Origin of the sequence: Halomonas denitrificans (assembly GCF_003056305.1) — a bacterium.
Lineage (GTDB): Bacteria > Pseudomonadota > Gammaproteobacteria > Pseudomonadales > Halomonadaceae > Halomonas > Halomonas denitrificans.
On record NZ_PYVX01000002.1, the window covers coordinates 353,171 to 373,251 of the forward strand.

Below are 20,081 nucleotides of genomic sequence, written 5' to 3' on the forward strand. Positions count from 1 at the left end.
CGGGGCGAGCGCGGGCGGCCGTCACGCCGCCCGCGTCCTCTCCTGTCGCACACTGTCTGCCAGGATTGCATACACTTGTTCGATGCCATGTCGCCCATGACAGGCCGCGGCTCGGTCGTGTCATCGATAAGCAGGCGAAGTTTTGGGAATTTTTTCCATTCATATATCTTTCTGATATCAGGGAGTTTTTTTTGGCACAAAAATAAGCTGGAAATGTTTTCCAGAAATTCTTGACGGACCCCGGGAGCGGCGCCTAGTCTCTGTATACAGAAATATTTTCCAAAGAATAAAACCCGCCACTGGAGGAATCGTCATGGCTCGCATGACCGCCGCGGAAGCTGCCGTTCACGTGCTGCGCAAGGAGGGCGTCGATGTCGCCTTCGGCTTGCCCGGCGCCGCCATCAACCCCTTCTACGCCGCGATGCGCAAGGTCGGGGGCGTCGACCACGTCCTGGCGCGCCATGTCGAAGGCGCCTCGCACATGGCCGAGGGCTACACCCGCACCCAGCCGGGCAACATCGGCGTGTGCATCGGCACCTCCGGCCCGGCCGGCACCGACATGATCACCGGCCTCTACTCTGCCTCCGCGGACTCCATTCCGATCCTGTGCATCACCGGCCAGGCGCCGTCCAACAAGCTGCACAAGGAGGACTTCCAGGCGGTCGACATCCAGGCCATCGCCGGCCCGGTCACCAAGTGGGCCATCACCGTGCTGGAGGCGGCCCAGGTGCCGCGCGCCTTCCAGCAGGCCTTCCAGATCATGCGCAGCTCGCGTCCGGGCCCGGTGCTGCTCGACCTGCCCATCGACGTGCAGATGACCGAGATCGAGTTCGATCCGGACACCTACGAGCCGCTCCCCGCCTACAAGCCGGCCGCCAGCCGCGCCCAGGTGGAGAAGGCGCTGGGCATGCTCAACGAGGCCGACAAGCCGCTGCTGGTGGCCGGGGGCGGCATCATCAACGCCGATGCCGGCGACCTGCTCACCGAGTTCGCCGAGCTGACCGGCGTGCCGGTCATCCCGACCCTGATGGGCTGGGGCACCATTCCGGACGATCACCGCCTGATGGCGGGCATGGTCGGCCTGCAGACCTCGCACCGCTACGGCAACGCGACCATGCTCGAGTCCGACTTCGTGATGGGCATCGGCAACCGCTGGGCGAACCGCCACACCGGCACGCTCGAGACCTACACCAAGGGTCGCAAGTTCGTGCACGTCGACATCGAGCCGACCCAGATCGGGCGCATCTTCGGCCCCGACTACGGCATCGTCTCCGACGCCAAGGCGGCGCTCGAGCTGTTCATCGAGGTGGCCCGCGAGTGGCAGGCCGAGGGCAAGCTCAAGGATCGCAGCGCCTGGGCCGAGGAGTGCCAGGAGCGCAAGCGCACCCTGCTGCGCAAGACCCACTTCGACGACGTGCCGGTCAAGCCGCAGCGCGTCTACGAGGAGATGAACAAGGCATTCGGCAAGAACACCCGCTACGTCAGCACCATCGGCCTCTCGCAGATCGCCGGCGCGCAGTTCCTGCACGTCTACAAGCCGCGCCACTGGATCAACTGCGGCCAGGCGGGCCCGCTGGGCTGGACCATCCCGGCCGCGCTGGGCGTGCGTCGCGCCGATCCGGATACCGACATCGTCGCGCTCTCCGGCGACTATGATTTCCAGTTCATGATCGAGGAGCTGGCGGTCGGGGCGCAGTTCAACCTGCCCTACATCCACGTGGTGGTGAACAACTCCTACCTGGGGCTGATCCGCCAGGCCCAGCGCGGCTTCGACATGGACTACCAGGTGCAGCTCGCTTTCGAGAACATCAACTGCCCGGAGATCAACGGCTACGGCGTGGATCACGTCTCCGTGGTCGAGGGGCTGGGCTGCAAGGCGATCCGCGTCACCGAGCCCGACCAGATCGCGCCGGCCTTCGCCGAGGCCCGCGAGCTGATGAAGGAGCATCGCGTGCCGGTGGTGGTCGAGGTCATCCTCGAGAAGGTGACCAACATCTCCATGGGCACCGACCTGGGCGGCATCAACGAGTTCGAGGCGCTGGCCGAGAACGTCGCCGACGCGCCGAGCTCCATCGCCGCCCTGCGTTAAGGAGCGTTAGGCTCGCCGTCGGTGGGGACCGGCGGCGGGCGCTCCGGCAAGACTGCCGACACACACGAAAAGAGACAGGGAGATGCACATGGCCAAGTTTGCCGCCAATCTCAGCATGCTGTTCACCGAGGTCGACTTCCTCGACCGCTTCGAGGCCGCCGCCAAGGCCGGCTTCAAGGGCGTGGAGTACCTCTTCCCCTACGATTTCGAGGCCGCCGAGATCAGGAAGCGTCTCGACGACAACGGCCTGACCCAGGTGCTGTTCAACCTGCCGGCCGGCGACTGGGGCGCGGGCGAGCGCGGCATCGCCTGCCATCCGGACCGCGTCGAGGAGTTCCGCTCTGGCGTCGACCGCGCGATCGCCTACGCCAAGGTGCTGGGCAATACCCAGGTCAACTGCCTGGCCGGCATCCAGCCCGAGGGCGTCAGCGACGACCAGGCGCGCCAGACCCTGGTCGAGAACCTGCGCTTCGCCGCCGAGAAGCTCGCGGCCGAGGGCATCCTGCTGATCGCCGAGCCGATCAACACCCGCGACATCCCGGGCTTCTTCCTCAACCGCACCGCCCAGGCGCTGGCGCTGTTCGACGAGGTGGGCTCGAATAACCTGAAGCTGCAGTACGACATCTATCACATGCAGATCATGGAAGGGGATCTGGCCCCGACCATCGAGGCGAACCTCGCGCGGATCGCCCACGTGCAGCTGGCCGACAACCCGGGCCGCCACGAGCCGGGCACCGGCGAGATCAACTACCCCTTCCTGTTCGCGCACCTCGATCGCCTCGGCTACGACGGCTGGATCGGCTGCGAATACAAGCCCCGGGCGGGCACCCAGGAAGGCCTGGGCTGGCTGGACGGCGTTCGCTGAGCCGCGCCGCGACATTCCACGACACGCATCTTAGGTGACAGGAGAGATATCATGAGCAAGATCGGTTTCATCGGACTGGGCATCATGGGCCGTCCCATGGCGGGACACCTGCTGGACGCCGGCCACGAACTGACCACCGTCAAGCGCGGCACCCTGGACGAGACCCTGGCCTCCAAGGGCATGCAGGCCCTCGATAACCCCAAGGCGGTCGCCGAGGCCTCCGAAGTGGTCATCACCATGGTCCCGGACACCCCGGACGTCGAGGAGGTGCTGTTCGGCGAGGGCGGCGTGATCGAGGGGCTCAAGCCCGGCACCCTGGTGATCGACATGAGCTCCATCGCGCCGATCCCCACCCAGGCGTTCGCCAAGCGCGTCCATGAGGCAGGCGGCGAGTACGTCGACGCCCCGGTCTCCGGCGGCGAGGGCGGCGCCATCAACGCGGCCCTGACCATCATGGTCGGCGCCACCGAGGAAGGCTTCGAGCGCGCCACGCCGATCCTCGAGCTGATGGGCAAGACCATCACCCACATCGGTGGACACGGCGCCGGCCAGACCTGCAAGGTGGCCAACCAGATCGTCGTCGCCCTGACCATCGAGGCGGTCTCCGAGGGGCTGCTGTTCGCCTCCAAGGCCGGCGCCGACGTGGCCAAGGTGCGCGAGTCGCTGCTCGGCGGCCTCGCCCAGTCGAAGATCCTCGACGTGCACGGCGAGCGCATGATCAAGCGCACCTTCGATCCGGGCTTCAAGGTCAAGCTGCACCAGAAGGACCTCAACCTGGCGCTGGAAGGCGCGCGCACCCTGAACCTCTCGCTGCCCGGCACCGCCAACGCCCAGCAGCTGTTCCAGGCCTGCGTCGCCCACGACGGTGCCGACTGGGATCACGCCGGCATGGTCCGGGCCCTGGAGTCTCTGGCCAACCACGAGATCGGCCAGGACTGAGTGACGACACGTCCATCGACAGGTCGTGAACTCTGCCCGCCGGCCGTCATTGTGGGCCGGCGGGTGACAGGGAGGTGACTGCTCCCTGACGGCAGGCGTCGGGTCGTCGTCTGCCGGATCGCCGCTGGCGATCGTTGCCCGGTGGTGGGTTCCCCCTGAAGTACCCTCCCGTCACCGGGCCTTTTTCGTGAAGGAGACTCCCATGAACACACTCAGCCCCCAGGTATCTCACGGCGCGCTGGCGGCGCCGAGCGACTGGCTTTGTCAGCTGGCGCACACCGCGATCGCGGCCGTGCATCCCGATACCCTGCTGCCTGAGCGGCTCCCCGAGCCGCCCCGCGGGCGCACCGTGGTGGTCGGCGCGGGCAAGGCCGCCGCCGCCATGGCCGCGGCCCTGGAGCGTAGCTGGCAGGCCCATCAGCCCGAGGCCCCCCTCGAGGGCCTGGTGGTGACCCGCTACGGGCATGGTCCACAAGGGCAAGGCCCCCAGGGGCCGGAGAGCGAGTGCCGGCGCATCGAGGTCCTCGAGGCGTCGCACCCGATGCCCGACGACCTGAGCGAGAAGGCCGCGCGCCGCATGCTCGAGGCCGTGCAGGACCTGGGGGAGGACGACCTGGTGATCGCGCTGGTCTCCGGCGGCGGCTCGTCGCTGATGACCCTGCCGGCACCGGGCGTGAGCCTGGCCGAGAAGCAGGCGATCAACAAGGCGCTGCTGCGTTCCGGCGCGCCGATTCGCGAGATCAACACCGTGCGCCGCCACCTCTCCGCCATCAAAGGCGGACGCCTGGCGGCCGCCGCGCACCCGGCTCGGGTGCTGACCTGGCTGATCTCCGACGTGCCCGGCGACGAGGCCTCGCTGATCGCCTCCGGGCCGACCCTGCCCGACGCGAGCCGGCCCGCCGAGGCGCTGGCGATCCTGGAGCGCCACGCCATCGAGATCTCCGACGGCGTGCGCCGGTGCCTGACGGAGCAGGGCACGCCGCCGCGGCCCGACGATCCCGGCTTCGCCCGGGACGAGAGCGAGATCCTCGCCCGGGCCCGGGACGCCCTGGCCGCCGGGCAGGCCGCCGCCGAGCACGACGGCGTCGAGGTGCGCCTGCTCGGCGACGACCTGGAGGGCGAGGCCCGCGCGCTGGGCCACGCCCAGGGCCGCATGGCGCTCTCCGCCCAGGACGGCCTGACGCGGCCGCTGCTGATCCTCTCCGGCGGCGAGACCAGCGTGACCGTCGAGGGCGACGGCCGCGGCGGGCGCAACGTCGAGTACCTGCTGGGGCTGTTCGCGACCCTCAAGGGCGCCCCCGGCATCTACGCCGTGGCGGTCGACACCGACGGCATCGACGGCTCCGAGGACAACGCCGGCGCGCAGTGCTCTCCCGAGGACTGGGGGCGGGCACAGGCCGCGGGACTCGATCCCGACGACTACCTGTCACGCAATGACGCGTATACTTTCTTCGAGGCCCTGGACGATCTGATCGTCACCGGGCCGACGCGCACCAATGTCAACGATTTTCGTGCCATCCTGGTACTGCCGAGGACCTCATGACGCTGCCGACTCACGCCCCGATTCACGCCCCCATCCGCCGCACCAAGATCGTCGCCACCCTGGGCCCGGCCAGCGACCGGGAGGGTGTGCTGGAAGCGATGCTGTCCGCCGGCGTCGACGTGGTGCGCCTCAACTTCTCCCACGGCTCCGCCGACGATCACCGCCAGCGCCTGGCGCGGGTGCGTGAGATCGCCGCGCGCCTGGGCCGTAGCGTCGCCGCGCTGGGCGACCTGCAGGGACCGAAGATCCGCATCGCCCGCTTCAAGGAGGGCGCCGTGACCCTGGAGGAGGGCCAGTCCTTCATCCTCGACATGGGCCTGGCCAGCGACCAGGGCGACGCCACCCGGGTCGGCTGCGACTACAAGACCTTGGCCGACGACGTCGCCCCGGGCGATCGCCTGCTGCTCGACGACGGCCGCGTGGTGCTCGACGTCAACCGCGTCGTCGACCACCTGATCCACACTAGCGTGGTGGTGGGCGGCAAGCTCTCCAACAACAAGGGCATCAACAAGCAGGGCGGCGGCCTCTCCGCGCCGGCGCTCACCGACAAGGACAAGGCCGACCTCGAGACCGCCGTCGACATCGGCGTCGACTACCTGGCGATCTCCTTCCCGCGCAGCGCCGCCGACATGGTCGAGGCCCGTGAGCTGCTCGGCGAAGCGGGTGCCGAGATCGGCCTGGTGGCCAAGCTCGAGCGCGCCGAGGCGGTGGCCGACGACGAGACCCTGGACGGCATCATCCGCGCCAGCGAGGCGGTGATGGTGGCCCGCGGCGATCTCGGCGTGGAGATCGGCGACGCCCAGCTGATCGGCACCCAGAAGCGCATCATCAAGCACGCCCGCACCCTTAACCGTGCGGTGATCACCGCCACCCAGATGATGGAGTCGATGATCGAGTCGCCGCTGCCCACCCGGGCCGAGGTGTTCGACGTGGCCAACGCCGTGCTCGACGGCACCGACGCGGTGATGCTCTCCGCCGAGACCGCCGCCGGCGACTTCCCGGTGGAGACCATCGAGGCGATGAACCGGGTCTGCCTCGGCGCCGAGCGCGAGCGCCGCGCCCAGGAGTCTGGCCACCGCATCCACGAGGGCTTCAGCCGCATCGACGAGACCATCGCGCTCTCGGCGATGTACGCCGCCAACCACTTGGCCGGCGTGGCCGCCATCGCCTGCATGACCGCCTCCGGCTACACGCCGCTGATCGCCTCGCGCATCAGCTCGGGGCTGCCGATCATCGGCCTGGCCCACAACCCGGTGGCCCAGCGGCGCATGGCGCTCTATCGCGGGGTGGTCTCGCTGCCCTTCGACACCAGCGAGATGACCGCCGCCGAGCTCAACGACCGGGCCCTGGCGCTGCTGGTCCGCCAGGGCATCGCCGAGCCGGGCGACCACGTCATCCTCACCCGGGGCGATCACATGAACGCCCACGGCGGCACCAACACCCTGAAGATCCTCGACGTGGGAGCGGAACACCGGGCGGATGCGTGATTCTTGTATACGATAGGTGTGTCTGCTGTGGCCATTCCGGCGACGGGATGAGAAGCTGTCGGCAAACAACCTAGAGGAATGATCATGCACGAGGAGTGGCAGGAGGAGGTGCTGGCGGAGGTCAGGGCCGGGCGTCGCATCAGCGACCGGGACATCGTCGACCAGGTGCGGCGCGCCGTGCTGATGCAGCGCCTGCCGCCGGGCACGCGCCTGCCGGAGGTGACGCTGGGCGAGGTGTTCGGGGTCAGCCGGTCGGTGGTGCGCAAGGCCCTCACCCGGCTCGCCTCCGAGCACGTGGTGGACCAGCGCCCCAACCAGGTGGCGCGGGTCCGCGCGCCGAGCATCGAGGAGACCCGCGAGACCTTCGCCGCCCGGCGCCTGGTCGAGGGCGAGGTCGCTGCGCTCCTGGCCGGCGGCCTCGACGCCGCCTCGACGGCGCGGCTCGAGCAGGAGGTCGAGCGCGAGATCGAGGCCCACGGGCGCGGCGACGAGCCTGCTCGCATCGAGCACTCCCTGGCCATCCACCACCTGCTGGCCGACCGCTCGCCGAATCGCGTGCTGGGCGCGATGCTCACCGACCTGATCCTGCGCACCTCCATCGTGATCGCCCTCTACAAGCGGCCGAGCCTCGGCTCCTGCTACCTGGAGGGGGATCACCCCTCGCTGCTGGACGCCCTCCGGCAGGGCGAGGGCGAGGCCGCCCGGCGGGCCGTCGTGGCGCATCTGGAGAGCCTCGAGGCGCTGCTCGACCTGAGCGCCCGGGAGACCCGCATCGACCTGATGGCGATCCTCGGCCAGGCCGACGAGGCCCAGGCCTGACCCGGCCTTGACGCGCATCAAGGCGGGCGCCGCCGCGGCGGTCCCCGCCTTGTTCCCTGCGCGGACCTGGCCGACAATGCGGGCTCGTTGATCGGGCTTTGGATCTCGCCATGACCGCTGTGCTTCGCCTCGCCCTGGCCGCCTGGCTGCTGGCGAGTGCCGTCCCGGCGCTCGCCGGGACGGCCACCGTGGCCGTCGCCTCCTCCCTGCAGTTCGCCTTTCCCGCCCTGGTCGAGCGCTTCCGCGCCCAGGGCGGGGCGCCGCTGCGCGTCAACTACGGCGCCTCCGGCAACTTCCGTCGCCAGATCGCCCAGGGCGCGCCCTTCGAGCTCTTCCTCTCGGCGGACGAGCAGAGCGTGCTGGCCCTGCACGAGACGGGCCACACCGAGGATGCCGGCGTGGTCTACGCGGTCGGCCGGCTGGCCTGGATCCAGCCCGCCGGGCGCGGTGCACTGCCGAGCGAGGCGACCCCGCTCGCCGCCGTCGAGGCGGCCATCGCCGACCACCGGGCGGGGGAGGGGCGCCCGCGGGTGGCGCTGGCCAACCCGGAGCACGCCCCCTACGGCATCGCCGCGCGCCAGGCGCTCGAGCAGGCCGGGCTCTGGGAGGCCTCGGCGCCGCTGCGGGTGATGGGCGAGAACGTCTCCCAGGCGGCCCGCTTCGCCCTGGCCGACGAGGCCCGAGGCGGCCTGGTGGCCTACTCCCTGGTCCTGGCCCCGACGCTGGCGGAGCGGGCCGAGCACGTGCTGATTCCCGCCGACCGGCACGCCCCGCTGCGCCAGCGCATGGCGCTGGTGCCCGGCGCCGGTGAGGCGGCCCGTGAGTTCTACGCCTGGCTGCAGGGCGAGGAGGCCCGCGAGATACTGGCGCGCTTCGGTTTTGAGCCGCCGACCCCGACGGGCGGCGCCTGATGGACTGGACGGCGCTCTCGGTCTCGCTGCGCCTGGCGGGCCTGACCTGCCTGCTGCTGCTGCCTGTCGGGCTGTGGCTGGGGCGTGCCCTGGCGCTGTCGCGCTTTCGCGGCCGCGCGCTCTGCGAGGCGCTGGTGGCGCTGCCGCTGGTCATGCCGCCCACGGTGCTCGGCTTCTACCTGATGCAGGCCTTCGGGGTGCAGGCGCCCTTCGGCGCCGCCTGGCAGTCGCTGACCGGCGGCGGGCTCAACTTCACCTTCACCGGCATCCTGCTCGCCTCGCTGGTCGCCAACCTGCCCTTCGCCGTGCAGCCGATCCAGCGCGCCTTCGAGACGATTCCCCCCAACCTGCGCGAGGCGGCCTGGTGCAGCGGCCTCTCGCCCACCCAGACGCTACTTCGCATCGAGCTGCCGCTGGTGTGGCCGGGGCTGGTCTCGGCCCTGGCGCTGACCTTCGCCCACACCCTCGGCGAGTTCGGGGTGATCCTGATGGTCGGCGGCGCCATCGACGGCGAGACCCGCACGCTGGCCATCGCCATCTACGACCGGGTCCAGGCCTTCGATGAGTCGGGGGCGGCGGTGATGTCGGCCATGCTGCTGCTGGTCTCCTTCCTGACCATCGGCGTGGTCTACGGGCTTGCCGGGCGACGCAGGTGGCGCCGTGGCTGAGTCGATGCAAGCGGTCGGGCCGGGGGCGAGCGGCGAGGGGCTGGCGGTCAGCCTGCACCAGCCGGGACCGATCCCGCTGGCCGCCGACTTCCACTGCGAGGCCGGGGAGCTGCTCGCCCTGGTGGGCCCCTCGGGCAGCGGCAAGACCACCCTGCTGCGGGCCATCGCCGGGCTCTACCGGCCGGCGAGCGGGATCATCCGCTGCGCGGGCGAGACCTGGTTCGATGCCTCGGCGGGGCGCTCGCGGCCCCCCCAGCGGCGCCAGGTGGGGCTGGTGTTCCAGGACTATGCGCTCTTCCCTCACCTGACCGCGCGGGGCAACGTCATGGTCGCGCTGGATCACCTGCCCGCCGCCGAGCGGCGCCGGGCCGCCGATCGCTGGCTCGCCCGGGTGCGCCTCGACGGCCTCGCCGAGCGCCACCCCGCGGCGCTCTCCGGCGGCCAGCGCCAGCGTGTGGCGCTGGCCCGGGCGCTGGCCCGCAACCCCCGGGTGCTGCTGCTCGACGAGCCCTTCTCGGCGGTGGACCAGGTCACCCGGCGCCGCCTGCAGCGCGAGCTGGCCCTGCTGCGCGACGAGATCCGCATCCCCATCGTGCTGGTCACCCACGACCTCGACGAGGCTGCCGCCCTGGCCGACCGGCTCTGCGTGCTGCATGCCGGGCGCAGCCTGCAGCAGGCGCCCGCCGAAACGCTCTTCCGGCGTCCCGCGAGCCCGGCGGTGGCGCGGCTGCTCGATCGCCACAACGTCTTCACGGGCCGCGTGGTGGACGACGCGGCGGGGCGCCGGCTGCAGTGGGGGCCCTGGCGGCTGGAGGTGACTCACGGCCTCGAGGGGCTGTCGCCGGGGCAGCGGATCAGCTGGTACCTGCCGCCGTCGGACGTGGTGCTGCACCGCCGCGGCCGCCCCTCCCGGGGCGAGCGCGAGAACCCCGTCGCGGGCCGGGTGGTGGAGATGGCGGTGCTCGGCGGCATCACCTATCTGGCGCTGGCCTTCGATCACTGCGACGATACCCTGCGCTTCGAGCTGTCCACCCACGCGGCGCGCCGCAACGGCCTGGCCCGGGGCGAGCGGGTGGGCGTCTCGCTGCTCGCCTCGGGCATCCATCTGATGCCGGACGCCGCCGACCCGTTGCATGCCCCCCCCGACCGCTGAGGAGACCCCATGAACACGACCCGTCGCCAGCTGCTGCTGGGCCTGGCCCTGCTGCCCGCGGCCGGCCTGCTGCCGCGCCCGCTTTACGCCGCCCCCGACGAGGCCTCGACGCTCGAGCGCGTGCCGCTGGTCATCCACGGCGCCCAGGGGCCGCAGCGCCTCGAGGTGGAGGTGGCCCGCAGCATCCGCGAGCGCAGCCGCGGCCTGATGGAGCGCGACCACCTCGACGCGGGGGCCGGCATGCTCTTCCTCTATCGCCATCCCCAGCCGTCGCGCAACGGCTTCTGGATGTACCGCACCCGGATCCCGCTGGACATCGCCTTCATCGACGAGGCGGGCCGCATCGCCGAGATCCACCGCATGACGCCCTGCACCGCCGAGGCCCCGGGCGACTGCCCGGTGACCCGCCCCGGCGTGCCCTACCGCGCGGCCCTGGAGGTCAACGCCGGTGCCTTCGAGGCGCTGGGCGTGGCGGCGGGGGACTGCGTCAGCTGGCCGGGCGGCGGCGGGCTCTGTGCGGGGGAGGCCGCCGCGTCGTCTGCGCCCTGATCAGGCGGCCGGGCGTTTCCCGCCGACGCGTAGCACGATCAGCGCCAGCCCGGCGATCACCAGCCCACCGCCGACGAGCTTGTGCACGCCCAGGCCGTCGCCCATCAGCACCACGCCCAGCAGCACCGCCCCCACCGGCATCAGCAGGGTCAGCGGCACCACCCGGTTGACCGGGTGGCAGCGCAGCAGGCCGTACCAGAGGCCGTAGGCCACGATCGAGGACATCACCGCGGTGTAGAACACCGCCCCCCAGCCGGCCCAGCCGGCCGCGGCGATGGCCTGCCACTGGCCCTGCTCGAACCACCAGGAGCCCAGCGCCACCTGGGGCGTGGCGAACAGCGCCACCCAGCCCGCCAGGGCCATGGGCGAGACGTTGGGGCCCTGCTTGATCAGCAGCTGCGAGATGGCCCAGCCCAGGGCGCTGGCCAGCAGCAGGGCGGTGGGCAGCGGCGCCGGGAGCGTGGGGCCGCCGGCCAGCACCGCGACCCCGGCGAAGGAGAGCGCCAGCCCTGCCAGGCGGCGCGGCTCCAGGCGCTCCCTGAGAAACACCACGGCGAGCAGGGTGGCGAAGGGCGTGCCCATCTGCACCAGCAGCGCGCCGGTGCCCGCCTCGGCCTGGCCGAGCCCGATGAACAGCAGCGCGAAGTGCAGGGTGCCGAAGGTCACCGAGAGCAGCGCCAGGAAGGGCAGCTGGTGGCGGGCCACCGGGTGGAAGGGCACCAGCAGCGCCGCCACCAGGGCGAAGCGCAGGGTGGTCAGCAGCAGCGGCGGCAGCTCGGCCACCCCAAGCTTGATGACGATGATGTTCAGCGCCCAGATGGCGATGACGGCGAGGCCCAGGGCCAGGTCACGAAGCGGCACGGTGTCTCCTCGGGGAGGGTCGGCGAAAAGCCTGACAGCATAGCAACTCCGTTGAATGCGGGGACAGCGAACGGGCACGGCATCCCTTGCATGACGTGTAGATGACAGGGCATCTTGAGGCTCGCGGCGTCGATGACGCTGCCACCTTCACGATGTCGGGGAGGCCGGCGACGGACCGCCCCGCGCCCAGACCGCAAGGATATGCCATGCCTTCGTCACGCTCCCCGCGCCGAGTGGCCGCCGCCCTGGCCGGCGCCGTTCTCGTCAGCGCTTCCCTCGCCGTCTCCTCGTCCGTCCTGGCCCGGGAGCTCTCCGTCTCCACCGTGCTCTCCGACGCCTTCCCCTGGGGACAGGCCGCCGAGAAGTGGGCCGAGCTGGTCGCCGAGCGCTCCGACGGCGACCTGACCCTGCGGGTCTACCCCAACTCCCAGCTGGTCAACGGCGACCAGACCCGCGAGTTCTCGGCCATGCGCTCGGGGCTGATCGACGCGGCCGTGGGCTCGACCATCAACTGGTCGCCCCAGGTGCCGGAGCTCAACCTCTTCTCGCTGCCCTTCTTCATGCCCGACGTCGAGGCGGTCGACGCCGTCACCGGCGGGGCGGCCGGCGAGCTGGTCTTCGAGGCCATCGCGTCCCGGGGCGTGGTGCCGCTGGCCTGGGGCGAGAACGGCTTTCGCCAGCTCTCCAACTCCCAGGGCCCCATCGAAGAGCCGGCCGACCTCGAAGGGCTGAAGATCCGCGTGGTGGGCTCGCCGCTCTTCCAGGACACCTTCACGGCGCTCGGCGCCAACCCCACCCAGATGAGCTGGGCCGACGCCAAGCCGGCGCTGACCACCGGCGCGGTGGACGGCCAGGAGAACCCGCTCTCGGTGTTCGACGTGGCGCGCATCGACCAGGTGGGGCAGGAGCACCTGACCCTCTGGAACTACATGAACGATCCGCTGGTGTTCGCGGTGAACCGCCAGGTGTGGGAGTCGCTCAGCGAGCAGGAGCGCACCATCCTGCGTGAGGCCGCCGAGGAGGCCGGCGCCTGGGAGATCGCCATGACCCGCGAGGAGGAGCCGGCGCGGCTGGCGGCGATCCAGGAGCGCGGCGTCACGGTCACCGAGCTTAACGAGGCGCAGCACCGGGCCTTCGTCGAGGCCACCGAGGCGGTCCACGACGAGTGGGTGCCGCGCATCGGCGAGGCGATCGTCGAGGCCGCCCGGGCCGACATGTCGCCGGAGTGATCCCGGCGCCGCTGACCGTTCCTCCCTCCATCGGCCCTTCATGTTCGGCCCCGTGCGGGGCCGATCTCGTCTCCACGCCTCCGACCCCCGACGCCCATGACACGTCCCGACGCAAGACTCGAACGCCTGCTGGCGACCCTCGCGATCCTGATCATCGGCCTGATCAGCCTGGCCAACGTGGTGGTGCGCTACCTCACCGGCGGCTCCTTCGCCTTCACCGAGGAGTTCTCGGTGTTCCTGCTGGTGGTGCTGACCTTCGCCGGCGCCTCGGTGGCCCTGCGCCGCGACCGCCATATCCGCATCGGCCTGCTGGAGCGGGCCCTGCCGACCGCGCCGCGCCGCGCCCTGATCCTCTTCCAGGGCGCCTGTGGCCTCGCCGTGCTGGGGCTGATCACCTGGTTCGGCGCCCGGATGACCTGGCAGGAGATCCAGTGGGGCTCGCTCTCCCCGGGGCTGGGCCTGCCGCAGTGGTGGTACCTGGCCTGGCTGCCGCTGCTCTCGGCGCTGATGATGCTGCGCCAGGTGCAGCAGACCCTGGATCGCCTGCGCGGGAGGCTCGAGGATGACGCCTGACCTCTGGATGCTGCTGGCCTTCGCGGGCCTGCTGATCAGCGGGGTGCCGGTGGCCTTCGCGCTGGGCCTGGGCGGGGCCGTGGGCATCCTGGCCGGGCTCTCGCCGGCCATGCTGGCCACGCTCGGCACCAACACCTATAACGGCGTGGCCAAGTACCCGCTGATCGCCATCCCGCTGTTCATCCTCACCGGCCTGATCTTCGAGCGCGCCGGGGTGGCGGCGCGGCTGGTGCGCTTCGCCCAGGCGCTGATCGGCCCGCGCCACGGCGGCCTGGCCGTGGTAGCGGTGCTGGTCTGCATGATCATGGGCGGCATGAGCGGCTCGGGCCCCGCCGACGCCGCGGCGGTGGCCATGGTGATGCTGCCGAGCATGACCAAGGCCGGCTACCCCAAGCCCTTCTCGGCCACGCTGATCGCCGCCTCGGCCTCCACGGCGATCCTGATCCCGCCCTCGGTGGCGCTGATCCTCTACTCCATCGTGGTGCCGGGGGTCGACCTGCGGGCGCTGTTCGCGGCGGGGCTCTTCCCGGGACTGCTGGCCGGGGCGGCGCTGCTGGTGCCGGCGCTGCTGCTCTCCCGGCACCATCGCTGGGAGGCGCCGGCCGGGGTCGAGCAGCCGGCGCTCGGCGAGAGTTTCCGTCAGGCGCTGCCGGCGCTGTTCGCCCCGGTGATCATCCTCGGGGGGCTTCGCAGCGGGCTCTTCACGCCCACCGAGGCGGCGGTGGTGGCGGTGGCTTACGGCGCCCTGGTCGGTCTCTGCCTGACCCGGGAGATGCGCTGGCGCGATCTCTGGGCGCTGCTCGGCGAGGCGGCGGTGATCTCCGGGGTGGTGCTCCTGATCATCGCCCTGGCCGGCATCTTCGCCTGGGCCGGTACCATGCTCGGCACCTTTCGCCACCTGGCGGAGTGGATCGTCGGGCTCACCGACAACGGCACGCTGCTGCTGGTGCTGATCATGCTGGCGGTGCTGCTGGCCGGCATGGTGCTCGATGCCATCTCGATCTACCTGATCATGATGCCGATCCTGATCCCGGTGATGCAGCACTTCGACTGGAACCCGGTGTGGTTCGGCATCCTGCTGGCGATGAATATCGCCATCGGCCAGTTCACCCCGCCGGTGGCGGTGAACCTGATGGTGACCACCGAGGTGGCGAAGATCCGCCTGGAGCAGACCGTCGGCTGGGCGCTGCTGTTCGTGGCGGCCATGGCCGCCGCCCTGGCGCTGGTGGCGCTGTTTCCCGCCATCGCCCTGTGGCTGCCGGCGGTGCTGGGCTACAACGTCTGAGGACGGCCCGCTTACGCCTGGCCGCCCTGCAGGGTGGCCAGGGTGCGTTCATGCAGCTCCCGGCTGGTGGCGTCGAAGAGCACGAAGCGCACCCGCTCGATGCCCGGGCAGCGGGACAGGGTGGTGAGCACCGTCGAGATCGCGATCCGCGCCGCCTCGGCCGGCGGGTAGCCGAAGGCCCCGGCGGAGAGGGCGGGGAAGGCGATCGAGGCGATGCCGTGGCCCTCGGCCAGCTCCAGGGCGTGGCGGTAGCAGGCCGCGAGCAGCTCGTCGGCCGGCTCGTCAACGCCGTAGATCGGCCCCAGGCAGTGGATCACGTGGCGGTTGGGCAGCGCGAAGGCCTCGGTGATCACCGCCTGGCCGGGGCGGATCGGCGCCAGCGGACGGCACGCCTCGGCGAGTTCCGGGCCGGCGGCCCGGTGCAGGGCGCCCGCCACGCCGCCGCCGCTTCTCAGCTGGGCGTTGGCGGCATTGACCACGGTATCGATATCGGCCTGGCGGGCGATATCCCCCTGCACACATTCGATTCGCTCGGTCATGACGCGACTCCTCGGTGGCCTGGTCTGATCTCCCTACCGCCCAGTCTGGTGTTCGAAGGGGAGGGGCATCAAGCTTCGCCCACCGGCGCCGGTGGGCGAGCCGGGCCGCCCGCCGGTGTGCTGTCTTCGCCACTGCCCTCGATCGTCCAGAGGCCCGTGCGTGGACAGCACCGCGGAAAATTAACGCTCAGGTGACCTACGCTATGTCTAGACTCCCTCATAAGCAAAAAGGCCTCATCATACGACCGCTTTTTTCGCTAAAGTAGGGGGGAGCGGCTCACAGCCGTCGGCGGTCCAGGATCGGGATCGCCACCAAGGAATCCGTTTGCACAACTCAAGAGGTGTGTCCATGAAACGTCATGCTTTCTCTGCCGCAGCCTTTACCGGCGCGCTGCTGGGAGCCTCGCTGTTCGCATCGCCGGCGATGGCCCAGGAAGAGAAATTCATCACCATCGGTACCGGTGGCCAGACCGGCGTCTACTACGTCGTCGGCCAGTCCGTCTGCCGTCTGGTGAACCGTCTGGAAGACGCCAACATCAAGTGCAACGCCCCCTCCACCGGCGGCTCGGTGGCCAACGTCAACGGCATCAAGTCCGGCGAGCTGGACATGGGCGTGGTGCAGTCCGACGTCCAGTACCAGGCCTACAACGGCACCGGCAACTTCGAGGGTGATGCCTACGAGGAGCTGCGCGCCGTCTTCCGTGTCCACGGCGAGCCGCTGACCATGCTGGCCCGCGCCGATGCCGGCATCGACGGCCTCGACGACCTGGAAGGCAAGCGCGTCAACATCGGCAACCCGGGCTCCGGCCAGCGCAACACCATGGAAGTGGTGATGGACGCCAAGGGCTGGACCATGGACACCTTCTCCCTGGCCTCCCAGCTCGACGCCGCCGAGCAGGCCGCGGCCCTGTCCGACAACAACATCGACGCCATGGTCTACGTGGTCGGTCACCCCAACGGCTCCCTGCAGGAGGCCACCACCACCGTCGACGCGCGCCTCGTGCCGCTCGATGGCCCGGTCATCGACCAGATCGTCGAGGAGCATCCCTACTACTCCAAGTCGGTCATCCCGGGCGGTCTCTACAAGGGCAACCCGGACGACGTGCCCACCTTCGGCGTGGCGGCCACCTTCGTGACCGATGCCAACACCGACGACGAGGTGGTCTACCAGACCGTCAAGGCGATCTTCGACAACTTCGATCGCTTCAAGCGTCTGCACCCGGCCTTCGAGAACCTCGACCCGCAGGAGATGGTCAGCTCCGGTCTCTCGGCGCCGCTGCACGAGGGCGCCGCACGCTACTATCGCGAGCAGGGCTGGATCGAGTGATCTCCGGACTCTGAGATCACCTCATCCAGGTGTTGAGTGCGCGGTCATCTCGAGGGGTGACCGCGCACTCTGGTTCTGACGAATGATTTACCAGTGTCAATCGATAACTTAGAGCAGGGCTCGCTTATGACCGAGGACAAGATGAGGTCTCCGGGTGACGAGGTCGACCTGGAGGATATGGTCGCCTCTACCGACTCGGGGGCGCGCAAGCCGACCGGAATGCCCGGCAAGTTGCTGGTCAGCATCGCCGCGGTGTGGTCGCTCTTCCAGCTGTGGATCGCCTCGCCGATCCCCTTCATGCTGGGCTTCGGGGTCTTCAATGCCACCGAGGCCCGATCGATTCATCTGGCATTCGCCCTCTTCCTGGCCTATATGGCCTATCCGGCGCTGCAGCGTTCGCCGCGTGACCGCATCCCCCTCCAGGACTGGGTGCTGGCGGCGGTCGCGGCCTTCTGCGGCGCCTACATGTTCATGTTCTACGAGCAGCTGGCCCAGCGTCCCGGCGCGCCCATCCTGCAGGACGTGATCATTGGGGTGATCGGCATCCTGCTGCTCCTCGAGGCGACGCGTCGCGCCCTCGGGCCGCCGCTGATGATCGTGGCCATGGTGTTTCTCGTCTACAGCCTGGCGGGTCCCTGGATGCCGGGCATCCTGGCCCACGGCGGCGTGAGCCTCTTTGGCCTGGTTAACCACCAGTGGCTGACGACCCAGGGGGTCTTCGGTATCGCGCTGGGGGTCTCGACCAGCTTCGTCTTCCTGTTCGTGCTCTTCGGCGCCCTGCTCGACAAGGCCGGCGCGGGCAACTACTTCATCAAGGTCGCCTTCTCGCTGCTCGGTCACTACAAGGGCGGGCCGGCCAAGGCCGCTGTGGTGGCCTCCGGCATGACCGGCCTGATCTCCGGCTCCTCGATCGCCAACGTGGTCACCACCGGCACCTTCACCGTGCCGATGATGAAACGCGTCGGCTTCTCTGCCGAGAAGGCGGGGGCCGTCGAGGTGGCTTCCTCGGTCAACGGCCAGATCATGCCGCCTGTGATGGGGGCCGCGGCCTTCCTGATGGTCGAGTATGTCGGCATCTCCTACGTGGACGTGATCAAGCACGCCTTCCTGCCGGCGCTGATCTCCTATATTGCCCTGATCTACATCGTGCACCTTGAGGCCCTCAAGGCCAACATGCAGGGCCTCGAGAGCAGCAATCCGCCCAAGCCCCTGGTGCGCAAGGTGATCGGCTTCCTCGGCGGCCTGCTGCTGATGATGATCACGGCCCTGGTGGTCTATTACGGCCTGGGCTGGATCAAGCCGCTGCTGGGCGATGCCACCCCCTGGCTGGTCGCCGTGGTGCTGGCGGCGGTCTACGTGGGCCTCTTGAAGGTGGCCTCCGGCTATCCCGAGCTCGAGCTCGACGACCCCAACGAGCCGGTCTATACCCTGCCGCAGACGCGCCCCACGGTGCTGGTCGGCCTGCAGTACATCCTGCCGGTCGTGGTGCTGATCTGGTGTTTGATGGTGGAGCGCCTCTCGCCGGGGCTGTCGGCCTTCTGGGCGACGGTGCTGATGATCTTCATCATGCTGACCCAGCGTCCGATCACCTCGATCTTCCGCGGCCGCAGCGACATGGCGACGGATCTCCGCGAAGGGGTGATGGACCTGTGGAGTGGCCTGGTGACCGGTGCGCGCAACATGATCGGCATCGGTATCGCCACCGCCACCGCCGGCATCATCGTCGGCGCGGTCTCCCAGACCGGCGTGGGCCTGGTGCTGGCCGACGTGGTCGAGGTGCTCTCCATGGGCAACCTCATGCTGATCCTGCTGCTCACCGCGGTGCTCAGCCTGATCCTTGGCATGGGCCTGCCCACCACGGCCAACTACATCGTGGTCTCGGCGCTGCTGGCCCCGGTGATCGTCCAGCTGGGCGAGCAGAATGGCCTGCTGGTGCCGCTGATCGCGGTGCACCTGTTCGTGTTCTACTTCGGCATCATGGCCGACGTGACACCGCCGGTGGGCCTCGCTTCCTTCGCCGCGGCGGCGGTGTCGGGCGGTGACCCCATGCGCACCGGCTTCCAGGCCTTCTACTACAGCCTGCGCACCGCGGCGCTGCCGTTCCTGTTCATCTTCAACACCGATCTGCTGCTGATCGACGTCTCCTGGTTGCAGGGGATCCTGATCTTCGTGGTGGCCACGGTGGCGATGCTGATCTTCGCGGCGGCCACCCAGGGCTTCATGGTGACCCGCAGCCGCTGGTACGAGTCCCTGCTGCTGCTGCTGGTGGCCTTCACGCTGTTCCGCCCGGGCTTCTGGATGGACATGATCCACGACCCCTATCGTGATGTGCCGCCGGCGCAGTTCGTCGAGACGCTGGGCAGCGTCAGCGATGACACCACCCTGCGGCTGCAGGTCGCGGGTCTGGACGCCTACGGCGATCCCATGACCACCTACATGACGCTGCCGGTGCCCGATGGCGAGACCGGCGAGGAGCGTCTAGAGAACCTGGGGCTGGAACTGTTCATCGAAGAGGATAGGGCCGTGGTCGACATGGTCGCCTATGGCAGCCAGGCCGCCGACATGGGCTTCGACTTCGACCAGGAGATCATCCAGGTCCTGGCCCCGGTGGACCGCTGGACCAAGGAGTGGATGTGGCTTCCCGCCTTCCTGGTGTTCGGCCTGGTCCTGTTGCTGCAACGGCGGCGGCGCGATCGCGACGCCGCCCTGGCTCAAGCCTGAAGGAGGCACAACCATGTACTCCAAGATCATGTTGCCGGTGGATCTGAACGAGGAGGCGTCCTGGGAGAAGGCGCTGCCCACGGCCCTGTCGCTGTGCCATAGCTTCGGTGCCTCGCTGCACGTGGTGACGGTGCTGCCCGACTACCGCATGCCGCTGGTGGGCTCCTACTTCCCCAAGGACTTCGCCGACAAGGCGCACCAGGCGGTCTCCGATGCCCAGCACAAGTTCATCCGCGAGAACGTGCCGGAGGACATCACCGTCCAGAGCGTGATCGTCGACGGCTCGCCGTGGGAGGCGATCATCAAGGCGGCGAAGCAGCTCGAGGTGGACCTGATCGTCATGGCCTCCCATAACAAGCGCAAGTTCGTCGACTACGTGCTCGGGCCCAACGCCGAGCACGTCGTGCACCACTCGAAGGTGTCGGTGATGATCGTGCGCTGAGGCGGCCCCGGTCCCTCAGGCTGCCATCGCCGTCGATGGCAGCCCGGCAGCACCCTGCGAACGCCTCTCCCGAGGGAGAGG

The 20,081-nt window shown here is 69.7% G+C and carries 18 protein-coding genes; 16 read left to right on the forward strand and 2 right to left on the reverse strand.

The genetic code is table 11. The features are described 5' to 3' along the window. Positions 1-313: 313 nt before the first annotated feature. The 10 genes from gcl (at position 314) to C9F13_RS07795 (ending at position 11,023) form a co-directional block, all read left to right on the forward strand. On the forward strand, positions 314-2,089 hold the full coding sequence (gene gcl / locus C9F13_RS07750; protein WP_108445665.1) for a glyoxylate carboligase: 1,776 nt from the start codon (positions 314-316) through the stop codon (positions 2,087-2,089). Positions 2,090-2,177: 88 nt separating this feature from the next. Next, complete coding sequence (gene hyi, locus C9F13_RS07755) at positions 2,178-2,954, forward strand: hydroxypyruvate isomerase (RefSeq protein WP_108445983.1); 777 nt, start codon at positions 2,178-2,180, stop codon at positions 2,952-2,954. A gap of 51 nt (positions 2,955-3,005) precedes the next feature. Then, entirely contained in the window at positions 3,006-3,893 is an 888-nt protein-coding gene (locus C9F13_RS07760; RefSeq protein WP_108445666.1) for a 2-hydroxy-3-oxopropionate reductase, read from the forward strand. A gap of 202 nt (positions 3,894-4,095) precedes the next feature. Next, positions 4,096-5,436, forward strand: a complete 1,341-nt coding sequence (locus tag C9F13_RS07765) for a glycerate kinase type-2 family protein (protein ID WP_108445667.1) — start codon at positions 4,096-4,098, stop codon at positions 5,434-5,436. Then, positions 5,433-6,923: a pyruvate kinase gene (pyk, locus tag C9F13_RS07770; protein ID WP_108445668.1), complete on the forward strand. Its 1,491-nt coding sequence runs from the start codon at positions 5,433-5,435 to the stop codon at positions 6,921-6,923. The genes C9F13_RS07765 and pyk overlap by 4 nt, the downstream gene beginning before the upstream one ends. A gap of 84 nt (positions 6,924-7,007) precedes the next feature. Continuing rightward, the gene (locus C9F13_RS07775; protein ID WP_108445984.1) at positions 7,008-7,742 is read left to right on the forward strand and encodes a GntR family transcriptional regulator; all 735 of its coding nucleotides are present in this window, start codon (positions 7,008-7,010) and stop codon (positions 7,740-7,742) included. 110 nt (positions 7,743-7,852) lie between these two features. Further along, positions 7,853-8,653 (forward strand): molybdate ABC transporter substrate-binding protein, encoded by an 801-nt coding sequence (modA, locus tag C9F13_RS07780; protein WP_108445669.1) that lies wholly within the window; start codon positions 7,853-7,855, stop codon positions 8,651-8,653. After that, entirely contained in the window at positions 8,653-9,321 is a 669-nt protein-coding gene (modB, locus tag C9F13_RS07785; protein WP_108445670.1) for a molybdate ABC transporter permease subunit, read from the forward strand. The genes modA and modB overlap by 1 nt, the downstream gene beginning before the upstream one ends. Further along, positions 9,314-10,474 carry an ABC transporter ATP-binding protein gene (locus tag C9F13_RS07790; protein WP_245888729.1) on the forward strand — a complete coding sequence of 387 codons (1,161 nt, stop codon included), beginning with the start codon at positions 9,314-9,316 and terminating at the stop codon, positions 10,472-10,474. Before modB ends, C9F13_RS07790 begins: the two co-directional genes overlap by 8 nt. Before the next feature lie 9 nt (positions 10,475-10,483). Then, the gene (locus C9F13_RS07795) at positions 10,484-11,023 is read left to right on the forward strand and encodes a DUF192 domain-containing protein (RefSeq protein ID WP_108445672.1); all 540 of its coding nucleotides are present in this window, start codon (positions 10,484-10,486) and stop codon (positions 11,021-11,023) included. On the opposite strand, the gene C9F13_RS07800 is transcribed toward C9F13_RS07795, so the two are convergent. Beyond that, positions 11,024-11,884: a DMT family transporter gene (locus C9F13_RS07800; RefSeq protein WP_108445673.1), complete on the reverse strand. Its 861-nt coding sequence runs from the start codon at positions 11,882-11,884 to the stop codon at positions 11,024-11,026. A gap of 206 nt (positions 11,885-12,090) precedes the next feature. Here C9F13_RS07800 and C9F13_RS07805 point away from each other — a divergent pair, with 206 nt between their 5' ends. The 3 genes from C9F13_RS07805 to C9F13_RS07815 all read left to right on the forward strand — a co-directional run bounded on the left by C9F13_RS07805 (position 12,091) and on the right by C9F13_RS07815 (position 14,971). After that, positions 12,091-13,113 (forward strand): DctP family TRAP transporter solute-binding subunit, encoded by a 1,023-nt coding sequence (locus tag C9F13_RS07805; protein ID WP_108445674.1) that lies wholly within the window; start codon positions 12,091-12,093, stop codon positions 13,111-13,113. Positions 13,114-13,209: 96 nt separating this feature from the next. Next, positions 13,210-13,686 carry a TRAP transporter small permease gene (locus C9F13_RS07810; RefSeq protein WP_108445675.1) on the forward strand — a complete coding sequence of 159 codons (477 nt, stop codon included), beginning with the start codon at positions 13,210-13,212 and terminating at the stop codon, positions 13,684-13,686. Next, complete coding sequence (locus C9F13_RS07815; RefSeq protein ID WP_108445676.1) at positions 13,676-14,971, forward strand: TRAP transporter large permease; 1,296 nt, start codon at positions 13,676-13,678, stop codon at positions 14,969-14,971. Before C9F13_RS07810 ends, C9F13_RS07815 begins: the two co-directional genes overlap by 11 nt. 11 nt (positions 14,972-14,982) lie before the next feature. On the opposite strand, the gene C9F13_RS07820 is transcribed toward C9F13_RS07815, so the two are convergent. Continuing rightward, a complete protein-coding gene (locus C9F13_RS07820) occupies positions 14,983-15,510 on the reverse strand; it encodes a macro domain-containing protein (RefSeq protein WP_108445677.1) in 528 nt (175 codons plus the stop codon). 349 nt (positions 15,511-15,859) lie between these two features. Between C9F13_RS07820 and C9F13_RS07825 the strand changes: the two genes are divergently transcribed. The 3 genes from C9F13_RS07825 (at position 15,860) to C9F13_RS07835 (ending at position 20,000) form a co-directional block, all read left to right on the forward strand. Next, positions 15,860-16,837, forward strand: a complete 978-nt coding sequence (locus C9F13_RS07825; protein ID WP_108445678.1) for a TAXI family TRAP transporter solute-binding subunit — start codon at positions 15,860-15,862, stop codon at positions 16,835-16,837. 126 nt (positions 16,838-16,963) lie between these two features. Continuing rightward, positions 16,964-19,558 carry a TRAP transporter permease gene (locus C9F13_RS07830; RefSeq protein ID WP_108445679.1) on the forward strand — a complete coding sequence of 865 codons (2,595 nt, stop codon included), beginning with the start codon at positions 16,964-16,966 and terminating at the stop codon, positions 19,556-19,558. A gap of 13 nt (positions 19,559-19,571) precedes the next feature. Continuing rightward, positions 19,572-20,000, forward strand: coding sequence for a universal stress protein (locus tag C9F13_RS07835; RefSeq protein ID WP_108445680.1), 429 nt, complete (start codon positions 19,572-19,574; stop codon positions 19,998-20,000). Positions 20,001-20,081: the final 81 nt, after the last annotated feature.